The organism is Dyella sp. S184 (assembly GCF_009766065.1).
Classification (GTDB): domain Bacteria; phylum Pseudomonadota; class Gammaproteobacteria; order Xanthomonadales; family Rhodanobacteraceae; genus Rhodanobacter.
Genome location: NZ_LMUE01000002.1, coordinates 1,300,078 through 1,315,932 on the forward strand (window position 1 = coordinate 1,300,078; position 15,855 = coordinate 1,315,932).

The following is a 15,855-nucleotide window of genomic DNA, read 5'->3' on the forward strand; positions in this document are numbered from 1 at the left end:
CATGTAACGATCGCCTTCGGCCCCTGTTCTTCAGGTCAAGGCAACATGCGGCATGCATTGGTCGCGCACTGACCCGCCTGCAGCTCGATGCTGCTGTTTCCTTCAAACGACGAAGACGAATGCCCCAGCTGCAGCTGGTAATGCCCCGCTGAACGCAGCCACAAATGCGTTGTCGCGTCATAGTTGGCGAGGATGCGCGGATCGGCCGTGATCTCCAAATGCCGCGTCTCGCCAGCTTTCAGCGCGATGCGGCTCCAGCCGGCGAGACGACGCACCTGCCCACTTCCCGGTAGCGTCACATAAAGCTGCGGCACATCGACACCGTCGCGCTTGCCTTGATTGCTCACGTCAAAGCTGGCGACCAGCCGCCCGCTCTTCCACTGCACCTGCAACTTGTCGTAGCCGAAGTGGGTATAGCTCAACCCATAGCCGAAGGCGAACAGCGGTTCGATGCCACGACGCTGGAACCAGCGATAACCGACGTCCGCACCCTCGATGTTGTAATCGACCGAGTCGGCTGGCTGGCCTTGAGGCATCAGCCCGATCGGGGTGAAGCCGGCGCCGGGAATCTGCGGACGTGGCAACTGCGATTCGTCGCGCGGCCAGCTCATCGGCAGACGACCTGAGGGCGCCACCTCGCCAAACAGCAGCCGCGTGATCGCTTCGCCACCGCGGGCGCCCGGATACCAGGCCTCGAGTACCGCACCCACCTGCCCCAGCCACGGCATGCTCAACGGCCCGTTGTTCTCGAGCACCACGATGGTGTGCGGGTTGGCCTTGGCCACCGCCGCAACGAGCGCGTCCTGGTTGTCAGGCACCGTCATATGGGGCCAGTCGAACGATTCGGCCGACCACTGCTCGACGAACACCACGGCGACGTCCGAGTGAGCAGCCAGCTGCGCCGCCGCCGCGATGTCGCGGCCATCGTTGTACTGCACCTTTCCGTGCACACGGCGGCTGATCGCTGCCAGCGGTGGCGACGGTTGATAGAAGCGTGGGCCCGGCCACTCTTGCGGCGGCGGCAGCTCGTTGGTCGCATTGCCATCGGGTGGAGTGACCGCCGAGGAGCCGCCGCCGCTCAGCACGCCAAGGTCAGCGTGCCCGCCGATCACTGCGATGGATGCCAGCCTCGGCGACAGCGGCAGCAGATCATCCTCGTTGCGCAGGAGCACGGCACCGGCTTCCTCCGCCCGTTGTGCCACCGAACCATCGGCAGCGTAATCGAGCGATCCCTGCTTTGATGGGTGATCAATCACGCCGACCGCGAACATGCTGCGCAGGATGCGCCGCACCATGTCGTCGATACGCGCCTGCGGCACTTCGCCGGACGCGACAGCCGCGCGCAGCGGTTTGTCGAAATACACCGTCTGGTCGAAAGACTCGCCGGCCGATTCCTGGTCCAGCCCGGCCAGCACTGCCTTTCCCGCGCTGTACACGGCGCCCCAGTCGGACATCACGAAGCCCGGATAGGCCCAGTCGTGTTTCAGCACCTGATTGAGCAGCCAATCGTTCTCACAGGCATACACCGCATTGACGCGGTTGTAAGCACACATCACCGCACCAGGATGACCGATGCCGATGGCGATCTCGAAAGCGAGCAGGTCCGATTCATGGGCCGCTTTCGGGTCGATCTGCGCGCTGAGCGTGTGGCGCCCGGTTTCCAGCGCATTCAGCGCAAAGTGCTTGACGGTGGCGATGACCTGCTGGCTCTGCACACCCTGCACGGCGTGGCCGACGATAATGCCGGCCAGCAGCGGGTCTTCGCCGGCGTATTCGAAGTTGCGCCCGTTGCGAGGATCGCGCTCCAGATCGAGGCCACCCGCAAGCAGCACATTGAAACCCCTGCGCCTCGCCTCGCCACCTATCATCGCTCCACCGGCGTACGCCAGCTGCGGGTCAAAGCTCGCCGCCGTCGCCAGTCCCGAAGGCAATGAGGTGGCACCCTTGCCGTTCAAATCAGGACGCGCGATGCCCAGCCCCGCATCGCTCTCCTGCAAGGCTGGCAGACCCAGCCGCGATATCGCAGGCACGTACCCGGCCGAATTCAGTGCACCGACGGGCATGGGCCGGCCGTTATTGGCTTCGCCGAAATCGGAACGGATCAAGCGGAACTTCTCGTCCTGCGTCATCGCCTTGAGCACCAGCTCAGCACGCTGGTCGGGCGACAGCGACGTATTCATCCACGGTCGTTCCGGCGCTTGCGCAGCTGTGGCCGCCATCGACGCCATGCCGATGGCGCAGGCGAGGGTCAGGCAATGGTCCAGACGACAACGCAAGTTCATGGCAGCTCTCCGGATTCGCTCATCCGCAAGGATGCCATGTCGGAAGGCCAACTTCACTCACGTTACCCGCGCGGTTTACCCCGAGCACGTTTTCTGGCACTCACGGCTCGAGGCCCATCCTTGGCTGCCAGGGCCCCACCGTCGCTCATCTGTTCCATCCACGACATGGTGTCGACGTACGACAGGAACTGCTGGAGATACCCTGGCGAAAGCTCGCGCATGAGGGTGAGCGACCGGTGTACGAGGCTGCCCGAGTTGAGGGGGCCAGCATTGGCAGGCACCTGCTCCAGCGACTGCCGAACCTGGCTTTTCGTGCGGACCTCGGACCAGGTTTTTCTGAACTCATCGAGCGCCTCCAATTTTGGAAAAATGGAGACCTGAGAAGATGCGTCACTCGCGGCGAGATCGTCGTCGCGCGTCGACGCGTAGTTGGCGATGTGATCGATCAGTCCGCCCAGCGCCCCACGAGCAGGTGTGCATGACGTTGTCGCGTTGTTGGCATGGCCTGGGTTTGATGCCGCGATTTCGAGATCGTCGGCGTAGGCATCGATAAGCTTGGACAGTCTGTCGTCCAGAATTCGTCGCGCCTCGCCATCGTGACCCGTCGCGCGCCGCTCCAGCGCTTCAATGAAATGAAATTGCAGGGGATTCAGGCGATCGGCGTCCTGCTCGCGCCACGCGTCGAGTATTGCCCGGGCGCGTGTTTCGCTATTACTCATGAGGCGTCACGGTCGCCGTCGGCTGCTTCGGGATGGGTGAAATTTCCACACGCCGGTTCCGCGCCCGCCCCTCGTCATCGGCATTCGAACTCGCCGGCTGCTCGGCACCGAACGCGGCAGCAAATACCGAGGAGGCCGGGAGGCCATCGACGATCAAGGCACGGGTCACGGTCAACGCGCGCTCGGCGGACAACTCCCAGTTGTCGGCAAACTGCCGATTGCCATCGCGTACTTGCCGGTCGTCAGTGAAGCCGCTCACCATCAGGATTTCGTCGCGAGACTTGAGGTAGTCGGAAAGCGGGGCCGCCAGACTCTTCAATACCTCTCGCCCTTCCGGCTGAAGCTGATCGGAGTTCAGCGCGAACAACACACTGCCGCGAATACCGATGCGCCCATTGACGAGCGTCACCCGGCCAGCGGCCAGCGGAACCGCCAACGCCTGCTCCAACGTCATTCGGCGTTGCGCCTCGGTCTGTCGCTGTTTGACTGCTTCATCCAGCTTGTTCGAGAGTTGCAGCTGCACGCCGATCACGCCTACCAGGATCAGCACGAACACACCCAGCAGCACCGACATCAGGTCGCCGAAGGCAGCCCAGATCGGTGCTGTCGACTCCTCGACGCCATCAAGTTCGTCGCTCATGCCATTTCGGCCCCGGCGAGCGCCCGTTGGCTGGTGAGCTGCTGCATTTCCTCGATGATCTGCTGCTGCGACAGCATGCTCAGGTCGATCACTTCCCTGGCCTGCGCCACGTAATAGGCCAGCTGTTCGTCACTGCGCGAGAGAGATTTGTCCAGCGCGGTTTCGATGCGCTGCAGGTGCTCCATCAACATGCCGTTCGACTCGCCGAACGTCTGTACGGCCAGGCCGAATACTTCGCCCAGACTGGCCACTTCGACGGCACTGCCGGTGACTTGCGCAGCCACCGCGCCAAGCTTGCCGGTTTCGGCCTCGATATGGTCGGTGAACCGGATGCTGACACGGTCCAGCAGATCCGCCGACGTGGCAACCAGCGTATCGACGGCCAATCGTTGCTCGGTGGACGCGTGGTTCACGGCATCGAGCAGGGTATCGAGCGTGGCCATCAGACGGCTGCGTTCCTCCAGCATGGCGGTATCGCGGACCATGCTGTCGGAGAGTTTCTGGCGCAGTTCGGCGACGACTTCGGCCGCCGCCTTGGGCGCTTCGGACGCGGCTTCCACGAGCCGGGAAATCTCGGCGATCGTGTTGCTGGCGTGTGCCTGTGTCTGTGCCGAAATATCGCACGCGGTCTTCGCCAGGGTGTCGCAGATCTCCTGCTGCCGGCTCGCGGTGTGCGCGCTCGTCTGCTCCCAGTGCTTGCTCAACGCAGCGCTCATCGAACCAAACGCATCTGTCCAGGTCGTCAAGCGTTCCTGATCCCGCGATTCCAGCACCGCCTGCAAGTCCGCATGCGACTTGTGCACGCTGCGGACCAGCGACGTCGCGTACTCCTCGAGCGTAGTCACTGCGACGGTCAACGCTTGCTGATTGCGTGCCGCCAGATCCTCGTTGACGGCTTCTTGCCGCGACAGCGCGTTGTTCCACGCGCTCGCCGCGTTGCCCGCCGTGGCGTCGAGGCGTGCAGCGACACCTTCCAATAGAGCGGCCGAGCGTTGCTCGAAGGTTTCGGTGTATCGCTGCAGTGAGCTGCGCATGTCTTGAACAAGCGCCTCGTTCGATCGCTGCTGCTCCGCCAGTGCATCGTTCCAGATCGCCGCCATGGTCGTGGTGGTCGTCTCGAGGCCGGTCGACAGTCCCCCCAGCTGACGCTGCACGGCGTGTGTAACGGTGTCGTGGAACGATGCTGCTTCGCGTGCAAGACCGGCCATCGTGGCCTCCATCGCCGGTTGCAGTGCTGCCCCGACAGCGAGGGCACTCTCGGCGACGCTCTCCTTCAACGACGCCTCCACGGAGGAGGCAAGGCGTGTATAGGTTGCCTCGGTCTTCGCGTGGAAGGTTTCATGCCTGGCCATCTGCCGTTCGCTGGTGGCCATGCTCTGTTGTTCGATCGTCACCATCATCATCTGCAGACGATCGACCAGGGTAGGCATCAATTCGGTCTGCTGCTGCAGGAGCTTGAACGATTCCTCGCGCTGATGGCTTTGCGAATAGATGCGCAACGTCGTCGCGATTTTCACGTCCAGCAGCTGCACCGCCTGCAGCCGCTCGCGCCGGCAAAGCGCAGAAAGCAGCCCGAGCATCGCCGAACTGGCCACACCTGCGATCGAGGTACCGAACGCAAACCCCAGACCCTTGACCGGTGCGGCGAGAGAGCCTCGGATCGCCTGCAGATCTGTCGCGCTTTCCAGCGCCATCCCGGTGCCGCGAAGAGTCGCCATCATGCCCAGCAGCGTACCCAGCATGCCCAGCAAGACGAGCAAGCCAACCAGATACGGCGTCAGCGCCGGCAGAGGCAACGCTGCGCGCTCACCCTCGATGCGGAGGCGTGTCGCGTTGCGCAGGCTGGGATGCAAGCGGCCGAGCCAGTCACTCAAGCTGGTCGGCGCTGCGCACAAATCCGTAACGACGCGCGTCAGCGAGAACGTGGCTTGCCGGTAGCGGTGCAGCTCAAGTGCGCCTGCCAGGTAGCACGCGCCAATCAACATCGTGACGGCCGTCGCCAGCGGATTGGATCCGATGTAGCCGGCACCGATCCAGCACACAGCGGCAAGGCCTATAAAGAACACGGCGAGATTTAGAAGATTTCTGAACATGACGTCCCAGTTAGTTGGTGCGAAGCGCTGCGAGCAGGCCTTCGACCGGGTGAAAACGAACGTCCAGTTCGGCGAGCAGCACGCTCTGCACATCCTTGCGAAACACATCCAGCCATGCCCCAGGCGCTATCGCCGGGGCGCCCTCCGATACTTGCGCGTCGGCCAACGCCTTCTGCTCGGTCTGACGCAACCGTTCGAAGTGTTCCCCAAGTAACGCGGGCACGTGGTCCAATAGAGTCTGCTCGCGCGGGCTCAGTGCACGCTCCATGACGGCATCCACTGCCGCCAGCCGCGCCATGTCGGCCGTCCTCTGGGCAAGCATGTCCCGCAGACGGCCTCGCAGGTTGCCGGTGGCCGCCTGCATCGACCGCTGGATGGCGAGATAGCGCTGACGAAACACCGAGTAATCGACCGCCTCATTCGCGCCACCCTCCTTGGCGAATGCGCGATCGCCAGCAATGGTACTGACCAACGAGGCACGCACACGGGCGCACTCGTTCTCTTCAGCGCTGCCAAAGGTCGGCACGTCGAAGCCCACCGCAGATGGCTTGCCGTCAAGCGATGTGGACAGCGCAACGGCGTGAGTCCAGTCGAGCCATTGGCCCAGCCGGTCCGAGAGCGATTGTCTGGATGGGGAAACGTCGACGTCCGTCAGGCGAGCAAGCAAGCGAATGAACGTCGGGCCACGGACACTCGTCCGTTGAGGAGCTTGCACCATATTTCTTGCTGGCAAACGGCCATTTTACACGCTAACCGGGTGGAGGCTGCTGTCTGTCGAACAGAGGGTAAGCGGTCGATTTGGCCGTCTGATCGTGCAGCGAAAGCGAGCGCGTTTTATGCGCTTATCGCCGCTGAAAACTCACGTCAACGGCAATCAGTGTTGCTTGTGCCAGTTCGCCACCCGGAAAAGCAAAGAAAAAGGCGCCCGGGGGCGCCTAAGTCTTTGATCGCAATGGAGGCCTAGGTCGGAATCGAACCGGCGTACGCGGCTTTGCAGGCCGCTGCATGACCACTCTGCCACCAGGCCATTGCTCAGTGCATCGCGACGATGATGATCGCAGGTGCTTTTAAAAAACAAAACCCCGGTGGGCCGAGGCTTTGCATGAAACTGGAGCGGGAAACGAGACTCGAACTCGCGACCCCGACCTTGGCAAGGTCGTGCTCTACCAACTGAGCTATTCCCGCATCTGAGCAGCGAATGATAACAGAACGATGACGGTTGTGAATAGCCGTGACCGTCTTTTATCGACCCGATTCGCCGCCCGCGCGAACCGGCCCAAGCACTGAAACAACAAAGCCCCGAACAGGTCAGGGCTTTGCAGAAAAACTGGAGCGGGAAACGAGACTCGAACTCGCGACCCCGACCTTGGCAAGGTCGTGCTCTACCAACTGAGCTATTCCCGCATTGGAGCCGCGCATTCTAATACGTGAATGCAGATCGTCAAGCCCGTGCCGCGCTGGTCAGGTGCCGCTGCCGCCCGGCGGTTGCTGTGGCATGTCGCCGCGCAGGGTCGGCCATGCCGCGCGCAGGTAGTACACGCCGGACCAGATCGTCAGGATGCCTGCGATCACCAGCAACCCTTCGCCGATGTGGTACAGACGCAGGGCCGTGGCTTCCTTCTCGTGCTGCACGATCAACACGACCAGCGCGACCATCTGCATGACGGTCTTGAGCTTGCCGATGAAGGCGACCTTGATGGTGGCGCTCATGCCGACTTCAGCCATCCATTCACGCAGAGCCGAGACGCTGATCTCGCGCCCGACGATCACCGCTGCGGTCACCGCCATCAGGATGCCGGACCAACCACTGTTGGGATGCGACTGCACCAGCAGGAAGAGCGTGACTGCCACCATCAGCTTGTCGGCGACCGGATCGAGAAACGCACCGAACGCCGAGGTCAGGTTCATCCGGCGAGCCAGGTAGCCATCCAGCCAATCCGTGAACGCCGCCAGCACGAACACGATTGCCGCGGTGATGTTGTGACCGCGAAATGGCGCATAGAAAACCACCACCATGACCGGCAGCAGTGCGACGCGAAACAGGGTCAGCCAGGTTGGCAGGTTGATACGCATGAGTTGTTCCGAAGAGTTGCCACAGTGTCGCATGCCATCGCGCAACGAATGAATGATTTACATCCGATTCGTTCAGCCATGCAGGCTGGCATAGATGCGCTCGGCCAAGCCGCGATCGATGCCCTTGACCTGCATCAGTTCCTCGACCCCTGCGCTCTCCACGCCGGCGAGGCCACCAAATGCCTTGAGCAGTGCCGAGCGGCGACGTGCGCCGATGCCCTGCACCTCTTCCAGCACGCTGCGCTCACGCGCCTTCTCGCGCCGCTTGCGATGACCGCTGATGGCGAAGCGGTGGGCTTCGTCGCGTACGGCGGCAACCAGGTGCAATGCAGGTGATGAGGAGCCCGGATGCAGCTCGCGGCCGGAGTCAGCCAGGACCAGCGTTTCCTCGCCTGCGCGCCGCCCCGGCCCCTTGGCCACGCCGACCACTTCGATGCCGGTGACACCAAGTTCTTTCAGCACATCCAGCGCCTGCGCCACCTGCCCGCTGCCGCCGTCGATCAGCAGGATGTCCGGGCGCACGCCCTCGCCTTCGGCGACCTTGCGAAAGCGTCGGGTGAGCGCCTGATGCATGGCAGCGTAATCATCACCGGGCGTGATGCCGGCGATATTGAAGCGCCGGTAGTGCGATTTCTCCGGCCCTTCCGGCCCGAACACCACGCACGAGGCGACGGTCGCCTCACCCATGGTATGGCTGATGTCGAAACATTCGATGCGGCGTGGCGATGTGGCCAGCTCGAGTATTTTCTGCAGGTCGTCGAAGCGCGCACCCAGGGTCTGCCGGCTCGCCAGACGGGCGGTCAGTGAAGCCTGCGCATTGCGCTCGGCCATCTGCAGGAATTGCGCGCGATCGCCGCGCACGCTGGATTTAAGTTCGACCACATGACCGGATTGCTGGGCCAGCAGTTCCGCCAGGATCTCCTGGTCGGCAACCGGTTCACAGAGGATCAGTTCGCGCGGCACCGGCCGGTCGAGGTAATACTGCGCGATGAATTGGGCCAGCACGTCGGCAGGCTCGGCATCCAGTGGCAGGCGCGGAAAGAAATCGCGCGTGCCGAGACTGATGCCATTGCGGAAGAACAGCACGCTGATGCAGGCCATGCCCGACTCGATGCGGCAGGCGATCACGTCCATGTCGGCGCTGGCGCCTTGCACGTGATGCTGCGCCTGCAGCTGGCGCAATGCCGCCACCTGGTCGCGCAGGGTCGCCGCCCGCTCGAATTGCAGCGACTTGCTGGCACGTTCCATCGCCTCGGCCAGTTCGTCGATCACCGCGTTACTGCGCCCCTCCAGGAACATCTCGGCGTGGCGCACATCGCTGCGGTAATCCTCGGTGCTGATCAGCTGCACGCACGGCGCAGTGCAGCGGCCGATCTGGTGCTGCAGGCACGGCCGCGAGCGGTTGCGAAAATAGCTGTCCTCACACTGGCGCACCTTGAACAGCTTCTGCATCAGGCTGAGGCTTTCGCGCACCGCGTAGGTACTCGGATACGGCCCGAAATAGCGCCCCGGCAAGTTGCGGGCGCCGCGATGGAATGCCAGCCGTGGATAGTCCTCGCCACCGGACAGGTAAATATATGGGTAGCTTTTGTCGTCGCGCAGAAGAATGTTGTAGCGCGGCTTCAGCGACTTGATCAGCTGCGACTCCAGCAGCAGCGCCTCGCCCTCGGTGCGCGTCACGGTGATATCGACACGGGCGATCTGCGCCACCATCGCGGCGATGCGCGGCTCCATCCGCGGCTTCAGGAAATAGCTGCCGACGCGCTTCTTGAGATTGCCGGCCTTGCCGACATACAACAACTCACCGGCCGCGTCGAAATGACGATAGACGCCGGGTGAAGAGGTGAGCGTGCTGACGAAGGCCTTGCCGTCGAAGGGTGGCGGTTGCGCGGGCTGCATGCGGGCATTCTAGCGGGTGTGGATAGTGGCCGGAGGCGCTGGCATTCCCACCCGAAGTGGTGGCTCAATGATGCGTACGCAACCACTGTTCGGCGCGATCGAGATCGGCCTCGGTATCGATGCCCGGCGGGAACGGCTCGGGGGTCAGGCGTACCGCGATCGCATGGCCGTGTTCGAGCACACGCAGCTGCTCCAGCGATTCGGTCTGTTCCAGCGGCGTGCGCGAAAGGCGCGCGTAACGCGCCAGGAATCCGGCACGGTACGCATAGATGCCGATATGCCGAAGGAACGGCGAGCCGGACGGCAACGCATCCCGATTCATGGCAAATGCATCGCGTGCCCATGGCAACGGTGCCCGGCTGAAGTACAGCGCCCGCCCGTTCGCCGTGCGTACAAGCTTCACCACGTTCGGATCGAACAGTTCCTCGGCATCAATGATCGGCGTAGCCAGGGTCGCCATGGGCGCATCGTCACCGGCGAGCGCCTTGGCCACCGCGCGGATGCCTGCAGCCGGCGCAAATGGCTCGTCACCCTGCAGGTTCACCACGATGCTGTCGTCAGCCCAGCCGTAGTGTGCCGCGCACTCGGCCAGCCGGTCGCTGCCTGATGCGTGATCGTTGCGGGTCATGCAGATTTGCACCCCTTCTTGTCCGGCGAGTGCATCGGCGATTCGCTGATCGTCCACCGCTACCACGACCTGGCGCGCGCCGGCCTGCAGCGCACGCTGCGCCACCCGCACCACCATCGGCACGCCGCCAATCTCCCGCAGCGGCTTGGCCGGCAGGCGGGTCGAGCCGTAACGAGCGGGAATGGCGACGATGAACGGAGGCACGGCGTTGGACATGGGTAACCCTTCAACTAGAGCGCAAGCCTAGCCGCAACCTTGCACGCAGGCGAGCGGACGGTTCAGACGGCAGCCTGCAGTGCGAAGCCACAACCATTGGCCAGCTCCAGAAAGCCCGGAAAAGAGGTGGCAACGTGGCGACAGTCATTGATCTGCACCGGCCCCGTCGCAACCAGCCCGGCCACCGCGAAGCTCATCGCGATGCGATGGTCGAGATGGCTTTCCACGGTGCCAGCACCGAGCCGGCCACCATGGATGATCGCGCCATCCGGGGTCTCCTCGATCATGGCGCCAAGCGCACGCAGGCCCGTAGCCATCGTGGCAATGCGATCGGACTCCTTCACGCGCAATTCGGCAGCACCGCGGATGACCGTACGGCCGCCGGCGACGGCTGCCGCGATGAACAGCGCGGGAAACTCGTCGATCATGTCGGGCACCAGTGCCTCAGGCAACTCGACACCATGCAGCGGCGCATGGCGCACGACCAGATCGCCCACCGGCTCACCGCCGGCCTCGCGTTCCTGTTCGACCGTGATGTCCGCGCCCATCAGGCGCAGTGCCTGCAGCAAGCCGGTGCGACGCGGATTGAGACCCACCGCCGGCAGGCGCAACTCGGAGCCCGGCGCGATGCTGGCGGCGACCAGGAAGAATGCCGCCGAGGAAAAGTCGGCCGGCACGTCGACATCGGTTGCACGCAGGACATGGCCACCGGCGAGTCGGGCGTGGCCGGGCGAAAAGGTGATCGGCCAGCCGAACGCCGCCAGCATGCGCTCGGTGTAGTCGCGGGTCGGATGCGGCTCGACGATTTGGGTCTCGCCCGCGGCGTACAGGCCAGCCAGCAGCAGCGCGGACTTCACCTGTGCACTGGCAACCGGCAGCTCGTAATGGATCCCGCGCAATGGCTGGCCGCCATGCACGTGCAACGGCGGCAAGCCATCGCGCGTGTCGATGCGCGCGCCCATGGACGCCAGCGGATCAGTCACCCGGCGCATCGGCCGCTTCGAGAGCGAGTCATCGCCGACCAGAGTGCTGTCGAAGGCCTGCCCGGCCAGCAAGCCGGTCAGCAGGCGCATGCCGGTACCGGCGTTGCCACAATCGAGTGGCTGCGACGAGCCGCGCAGGCCATGCAGGCCAACGCCGTGCACCACGCGCTCACCTGCCGACGGTGTCTCGATGCGTACGCCGAGCTGTGACAGCACGGCCGCGGTGGCGCGGGTATCTTCGCCCTCGAGGAAGCCGCGGATGCGCGAGTCCCCTTCGGCGATGGCGGCCAGCATCAGCGCACGATGCGATACCGACTTGTCGCCAGGCACTCGCACGCTGCCACGCAAAGGTCGGCCCGGTTGACTGCTCCAGTCGAGACTGTTCTGGTCGACATGATTCAAGCGAAATTCTCCATGCCCATCGCGTGGATCAGGGCAGTGCCACCGGGTAGGAACCCAGCACGCGTATCGTCGCTGCCGACTCGCCGATATCGTGTACTGCAGCTTGCAACGCGTCATCGTCGATATGGCCGGAGACGTCGATGAAGAATGCGTACTGCCACTTGCCAGTATGTGCCGGCCGCGACTCGATCCGGTTCAGGCTGATGCCGTGCTTGGCGAACGGGCTGAGCACGTCGTAGAGCGCGCCTGGCTTGTCGTTCACGGTGATCAGCAGCGAGGTGCGATCGTTGCCGGATGGCGGGAACAGCGAACGGCCGATCACCAGGAAGCGCGTGGTGTTGTCGGCGCGATCCTCGATGCCCTGCGCCACGGTCTTGAGACCGTAGATTTTGCCGGCCGTCTCACCCGCGATCGCTGCCGCATCATCGGCGTGCCGTGCCAGCCGCGCGGCCTCGGCATTGCTGCCCACCGCGATGCATTCGACGCCAGGCAGGTTGATCCGCAACCAGGTCTTGCACTGCTGCAGCGACTGCGCATGTGCGTAGACACGCTTGACGTCCTCCAGCTTGCCCAGCTGCGAATGCAGGCACTGGTGCACGCGCAGCTCCACTTCGCCGCAGATGGTGGCTTCGGAAGTGAGGAACATGTCCAGCGTGACCTGGATCATGCCCTGCCCGGAGTTCTCCACCGGTACTACGCCGAAATCGGCATGGCCGGCAGCGACTTCCTGGAACACTTCCTCGATGCTGCCCAAGGGCAGGCCGTAGGCGGCATGGCCGAAATGCTTGCGCACCGCCTGCTCGCTGAACGTGCCTTCGGGCCCTAGGAAACCGATCTTCAGCGGATCTTCCTGTGCCAGGCAGGAGGACATGATCTCGCGGAACAGCCGCACCATTTCGGTATCGGACAGCGGGCCGTCGTTGCGGTCCACCACCATGCGCAGCACATGGGCTTCGCGTTCCGGACGGTAATAGTCGATCGCCGAAAGCCCCGAACCCTTCACTTTCGCCACCGTCTGCGCGTGGTTGGCGCGCTCGGAAATCAGCTGCTGGATCTGTCGGTCGATGCTGTCGATGCGCTCGCGCATCTCGTTCAGCGGTGTCTTTTTATCGGTCATGCCTTTAGCCGCCTGGATGTATAGAAGTCCAAATCGTGGATTGGCATCATGCCTGAAAACTGCTGCTTTCGGCCAACATTTCCGGCCAATCAGCCATGCCGCGCGGCAAAATCCTGCATGAAGGCCGTCAGCGCCTGCACAGCCTCCAGCGGCACCGCGTTGTACAGCGACGCGCGCATGCCGCCGATCGCCTTGTGCCCTTTCAGCGCCAGCAGGCCAGCAGCTTCGGACTCCTTGAGAAAGGCTGCATCCAGCGCGCTGTCGTGCAGGGTAAACGGCACATTCATGCGCGAACGTGCGGATGGATCGATCGGGTTGCGGTAATAGCCGCCCGAACCGTCGATGGACTGGTACAGCAATGCAGCCTTGGCGCGATTGCGCTCGCCGATCACGGCGACACCGCCCTGCTCCTTCAGCCACTGGAAGGTCAGCCCGGCCAGGTACCAGCCCCAGGTGTTCGGCGTGTTGAGCATCGAGTCGTTCGCGGCCTGCTCCGCGAAGCGGAAGATCTTCGCCATCGGCCGGCCGGCCCGCTGCAGCAGGTCGCACCGGATGATCATCACCACCAGCCCGGACGGACCGATGTTCTTCTGCGCACCGGCGTAGATCAGCCCGAAGCGCGAGATGTCGAGCGGCTCGGACAGGATATTCGACGACATGTCGGCCACGAGCGGCACCGCACCCACCGCGGGAATGTCGTGGAATTCCACGCCGTGGATCGTCTCGTTCGGCGTGTAGTGCACATAGGCGGCCCGCGGATCGAGCTGCCAGCTGTCGCGCGATGGCAGCTTCAGGTAATCGTCGGCCTTGCCGCTGGCGGCCACGTTGGCGCGCACATACGGCGCCGCCTCACTGATCGCTTTCGAACTCCAGTGGCCGCTGTCGATGTAATCGGCGCAGTCGCCCTCACCGGCGAGATTCATCGGGATCTGCGCGAACAGCTGGGTGGCGCCGCCCTGCAGGAATAGCACGGCGTAGTCGGTGGGAATCGCCAGCAAAGCGCGCAGATCGGCTTCAGCCTGTGCAGCCATCTCGATGAAGCGCTTGCCGCGATGGGACTGCTCCATCACCGAGGCACCGCTGCCGTTCCAGTCCAGCAATTCGCGCTGGGCGCGTTCGAGTACCGCCAGTGGCAGCGCCGCCGGACCGGCGCTGAAATTCCAGACTCTGCTCACTTGCCGCTGCATCCCATCGTGGTGTTTCACGCATTATGGCGCGGCGCAGCATGGAGTGGTCAACTAAAGGCGATCGACTCAGAAGCGGATCAACAGCACCAGTGCAATGCCTAGTGCCAGCACGGCAGCGGTCACGATCAGCCACCAGACTTCACCCGTCGGGCCGGCCGCTTCTTCGGGTAGGTGCTCCGGTGGCGGCTCGGGCATCACGATCTCAGGTTCCGGCTCCATCCCCGGTGCTTCGACGATGAAGCGATGCATCGCCAGGCCGATCTGATCACCAGGCTGCAAGGCCAGCTTCTGCACCGTGACGCCATTGACCCGCAGCGGATGGCGCCCGGATGGCTGGGTGGTTTCCAGCAACAGCTGACCTTCCTGCCAGGAAATGCGCAAGGCGACGACGTCACCCTGCGGCAGCTCCAGCGGACAATTCCCCTGCGGTCCCAATTCCAGGCTGCCCTGCAGCGGCAATACCCGACCGGACAGCGGGCCGGCCACGGCACGCAAGGCTACCGTGCAGCGCCCCTGCTCGGGCACGCTGAGCGGTGGGCGCAAGGACGGATCCTGATCGGCGCGCAGCAACATGCGGCAGTCGCCCACGCTGACCACGTCACCCAGGCGCAGCAACGCACGTTCGCGCACCGGTCGCGCATTGACGTAGATGCGATCGGCCGACGGCATGACCTGCAACACCCATCCCCGACGATCCTGCTGGATCCGTAGGTGCTGGGGCGCAGCCTGGGTTGCAGCCAGCACCAGGTCGTTGTCGGACGCGCTGCCGATGCGCAACTGCGCCTGCGTCCAGTGAAAGTCCTCACGAGCCGCATTGGGGAATTCGATACGCATGGATCAACCGCCGGAAAGACCGCGAAACTCTAGCATGCAGACGCATGCCATTAAGATGTGCGTTTACCTGGAGCCTGTCATGCCAAAAATCGATATCCGCCGCGCGCATCAGCTGTCGATTGCCGAGGCCCGTGCCGTGGTCGACAAGGTGGCCGCGCGGATGCACGAAAAGCTTGGCGTGGACGGACAATGGGATGGCGACACGTTGCGTTTTTCACGACCCGGCGTGAAAGGCACGATCGCCGTCAGCAGCGATGCGATCCAGGTCAATGCCGAACTCGGGCTGATGTTCTCCCCGCTGAAGGGCATGGTCGAGCAGGAGATCCGGCGCAAGCTGGACGAACATTTCGCCTGATCGTCACCGGGACGCGCTGAATGGTCCCAGGGTGCCGCTTGATGTTTCTTTAACCAGAACCACAATCCATGGCATAATCGACGGCTTACGCAGCCATGACGGCTGTGCGTGAACCCCGGAACACATGGCTAAAGACGACGTCATCGAAATGGAAGGCACGGTCCAGGAGACCTTGCCCAACACCATGTTTCGTGTGCAATTGGAGAATGGGCACGTGATCATCGCCCACATTTCCGGCCGCATGCGCAAGCACTACATCCGCATCCTCACCGGCGACAAGGTCAAGATCGAAATGACCCCGTACGACCTGAGCAAGGGTCGTATCACGTATCGCATGAAGTAAGGCGGGTCATTCCTGATGCGCTGATGCGCAGCGGGACAGACTCCATACGACGCGATTCGATCCGAAGGTGCTGGAAACGAAAGG

The 15,855-nt window shown here is 63.5% G+C and carries 14 protein-coding genes and 3 tRNA genes; 2 read left to right on the top strand and 15 right to left on the bottom strand.

Annotated features, from left to right (window positions below; translation table 11 throughout):
* Positions 1-35: 35 nt before the first annotated feature.
* From GSQ75_RS05685 to GSQ75_RS05755, 15 genes are all read right to left on the bottom strand, one after another.
* Positions 36-2,282: a glycoside hydrolase family 3 protein gene (locus tag GSQ75_RS05685; RefSeq protein WP_158753502.1), complete on the bottom strand. Its 2,247-nt coding sequence runs from the start codon at positions 2,280-2,282 to the stop codon at positions 36-38.
* 62 nt (positions 2,283-2,344) lie between these two features.
* On the bottom strand, positions 2,345-3,001 hold the full coding sequence (locus tag GSQ75_RS05690; RefSeq protein WP_158753503.1) for a DUF2894 domain-containing protein: 657 nt from the start codon (positions 2,999-3,001) through the stop codon (positions 2,345-2,347).
* Entirely contained in the window at positions 2,994-3,641 is a 648-nt protein-coding gene (locus tag GSQ75_RS05695; RefSeq protein WP_158753504.1) for an OmpA family protein, read from the bottom strand. Before GSQ75_RS05695 ends, GSQ75_RS05690 begins: the two co-directional genes overlap by 8 nt.
* A complete protein-coding gene (locus tag GSQ75_RS05700; protein ID WP_158753505.1) occupies positions 3,638-5,734 on the bottom strand; it encodes a DUF802 domain-containing protein in 2,097 nt (698 codons plus the stop codon). The genes GSQ75_RS05695 and GSQ75_RS05700 overlap by 4 nt, the downstream gene beginning before the upstream one ends.
* Before the next feature lie 10 nt (positions 5,735-5,744).
* Positions 5,745-6,452: a DUF3348 domain-containing protein gene (locus GSQ75_RS05705; RefSeq protein WP_158753506.1), complete on the bottom strand. Its 708-nt coding sequence runs from the start codon at positions 6,450-6,452 to the stop codon at positions 5,745-5,747.
* A 235-nt stretch (positions 6,453-6,687) separates the two neighbouring features.
* Positions 6,688-6,761, bottom strand: a tRNA-Cys gene (locus GSQ75_RS05710).
* A gap of 82 nt (positions 6,762-6,843) precedes the next feature.
* A tRNA-Gly gene (locus GSQ75_RS05715) sits at positions 6,844-6,919 on the bottom strand.
* A 143-nt stretch (positions 6,920-7,062) separates the two neighbouring features.
* Positions 7,063-7,138, bottom strand: a tRNA-Gly gene (locus tag GSQ75_RS05720).
* Positions 7,139-7,195: 57 nt separating this feature from the next.
* Complete coding sequence (gene pgsA / locus GSQ75_RS05725; protein ID WP_158753507.1) at positions 7,196-7,807, bottom strand: CDP-diacylglycerol--glycerol-3-phosphate 3-phosphatidyltransferase; 612 nt, start codon at positions 7,805-7,807, stop codon at positions 7,196-7,198.
* Between the two features lie 72 nt (positions 7,808-7,879).
* Positions 7,880-9,706, bottom strand: coding sequence for an excinuclease ABC subunit UvrC (gene uvrC, locus GSQ75_RS05730; RefSeq protein ID WP_158753508.1), 1,827 nt, complete (start codon positions 9,704-9,706; stop codon positions 7,880-7,882).
* A gap of 64 nt (positions 9,707-9,770) precedes the next feature.
* Positions 9,771-10,550, bottom strand: a complete 780-nt coding sequence (gene kdsB, locus GSQ75_RS05735) for a 3-deoxy-manno-octulosonate cytidylyltransferase (protein ID WP_158753509.1) — start codon at positions 10,548-10,550, stop codon at positions 9,771-9,773.
* A gap of 62 nt (positions 10,551-10,612) precedes the next feature.
* Positions 10,613-11,935: a 3-phosphoshikimate 1-carboxyvinyltransferase gene (gene aroA, locus GSQ75_RS05740; RefSeq protein WP_254058445.1), complete on the bottom strand. Its 1,323-nt coding sequence runs from the start codon at positions 11,933-11,935 to the stop codon at positions 10,613-10,615.
* A 28-nt stretch (positions 11,936-11,963) separates the two neighbouring features.
* Entirely contained in the window at positions 11,964-13,052 is a 1,089-nt protein-coding gene (gene pheA, locus GSQ75_RS05745) for a prephenate dehydratase (protein ID WP_158753511.1), read from the bottom strand.
* 89 nt (positions 13,053-13,141) lie between these two features.
* Positions 13,142-14,227: a 3-phosphoserine/phosphohydroxythreonine transaminase gene (gene serC / locus GSQ75_RS05750; RefSeq protein ID WP_158753512.1), complete on the bottom strand. Its 1,086-nt coding sequence runs from the start codon at positions 14,225-14,227 to the stop codon at positions 13,142-13,144.
* Positions 14,228-14,305: 78 nt separating this feature from the next.
* Positions 14,306-15,073: an FHA domain-containing protein gene (locus GSQ75_RS05755; protein ID WP_158753513.1), complete on the bottom strand. Its 768-nt coding sequence runs from the start codon at positions 15,071-15,073 to the stop codon at positions 14,306-14,308.
* Between the two features lie 79 nt (positions 15,074-15,152).
* On the opposite strand from GSQ75_RS05755, the gene GSQ75_RS05760 reads away from it, so the two are divergent.
* Together GSQ75_RS05760 and infA are read left to right on the top strand one after the other, a co-directional pair.
* On the top strand, positions 15,153-15,428 hold the full coding sequence (locus GSQ75_RS05760) for a polyhydroxyalkanoic acid system family protein (RefSeq protein ID WP_158753928.1): 276 nt from the start codon (positions 15,153-15,155) through the stop codon (positions 15,426-15,428).
* Positions 15,429-15,552: 124 nt separating this feature from the next.
* Positions 15,553-15,771: a translation initiation factor IF-1 gene (gene infA / locus GSQ75_RS05765; protein ID WP_007508585.1), complete on the top strand. Its 219-nt coding sequence runs from the start codon at positions 15,553-15,555 to the stop codon at positions 15,769-15,771.
* Positions 15,772-15,855: the final 84 nt, after the last annotated feature.

What these genes read in the sequence shown, in the direction of transcription:
- GSQ75_RS05685 (WP_158753502.1), bottom strand. Translation starts at nt 2,282, where the DNA reads ATGAACTTGCGTTGTCGTCTGGACCATTGCCTGACCCTCGCCTGCGCC.
- GSQ75_RS05690 (WP_158753503.1), bottom strand. Translation starts at nt 3,001, where the DNA reads ATGAGTAATAGCGAAACACGCGCCCGGGCAATACTCGACGCGTGGCGC.
- GSQ75_RS05695 (WP_158753504.1), bottom strand. Translation starts at nt 3,641, where the DNA reads ATGAGCGACGAACTTGATGGCGTCGAGGAGTCGACAGCACCGATCTGG.
- GSQ75_RS05700 (WP_158753505.1), bottom strand. Translation starts at nt 5,734, where the DNA reads ATGTTCAGAAATCTTCTAAATCTCGCCGTGTTCTTTATAGGCCTTGCC.
- GSQ75_RS05705 (WP_158753506.1), bottom strand. Translation starts at nt 6,452, where the DNA reads ATGGTGCAAGCTCCTCAACGGACGAGTGTCCGTGGCCCGACGTTCATT.
- pgsA (WP_158753507.1), bottom strand. Translation starts at nt 7,807, where the DNA reads ATGCGTATCAACCTGCCAACCTGGCTGACCCTGTTTCGCGTCGCACTG.
- uvrC (WP_158753508.1), bottom strand. Translation starts at nt 9,706, where the DNA reads ATGCAGCCCGCGCAACCGCCACCCTTCGACGGCAAGGCCTTCGTCAGC.
- kdsB (WP_158753509.1), bottom strand. Translation starts at nt 10,550, where the DNA reads ATGTCCAACGCCGTGCCTCCGTTCATCGTCGCCATTCCCGCTCGTTAC.
- pheA (WP_158753511.1), bottom strand. Translation starts at nt 13,052, where the DNA reads ATGACCGATAAAAAGACACCGCTGAACGAGATGCGCGAGCGCATCGAC.
- GSQ75_RS05755 (WP_158753513.1), bottom strand. Translation starts at nt 15,073, where the DNA reads ATGCGTATCGAATTCCCCAATGCGGCTCGTGAGGACTTTCACTGGACG.
- GSQ75_RS05760 (WP_158753928.1), top strand. Translation starts at nt 15,153, where the DNA reads ATGCCAAAAATCGATATCCGCCGCGCGCATCAGCTGTCGATTGCCGAG.
- infA (WP_007508585.1), top strand. Translation starts at nt 15,553, where the DNA reads ATGGCTAAAGACGACGTCATCGAAATGGAAGGCACGGTCCAGGAGACC.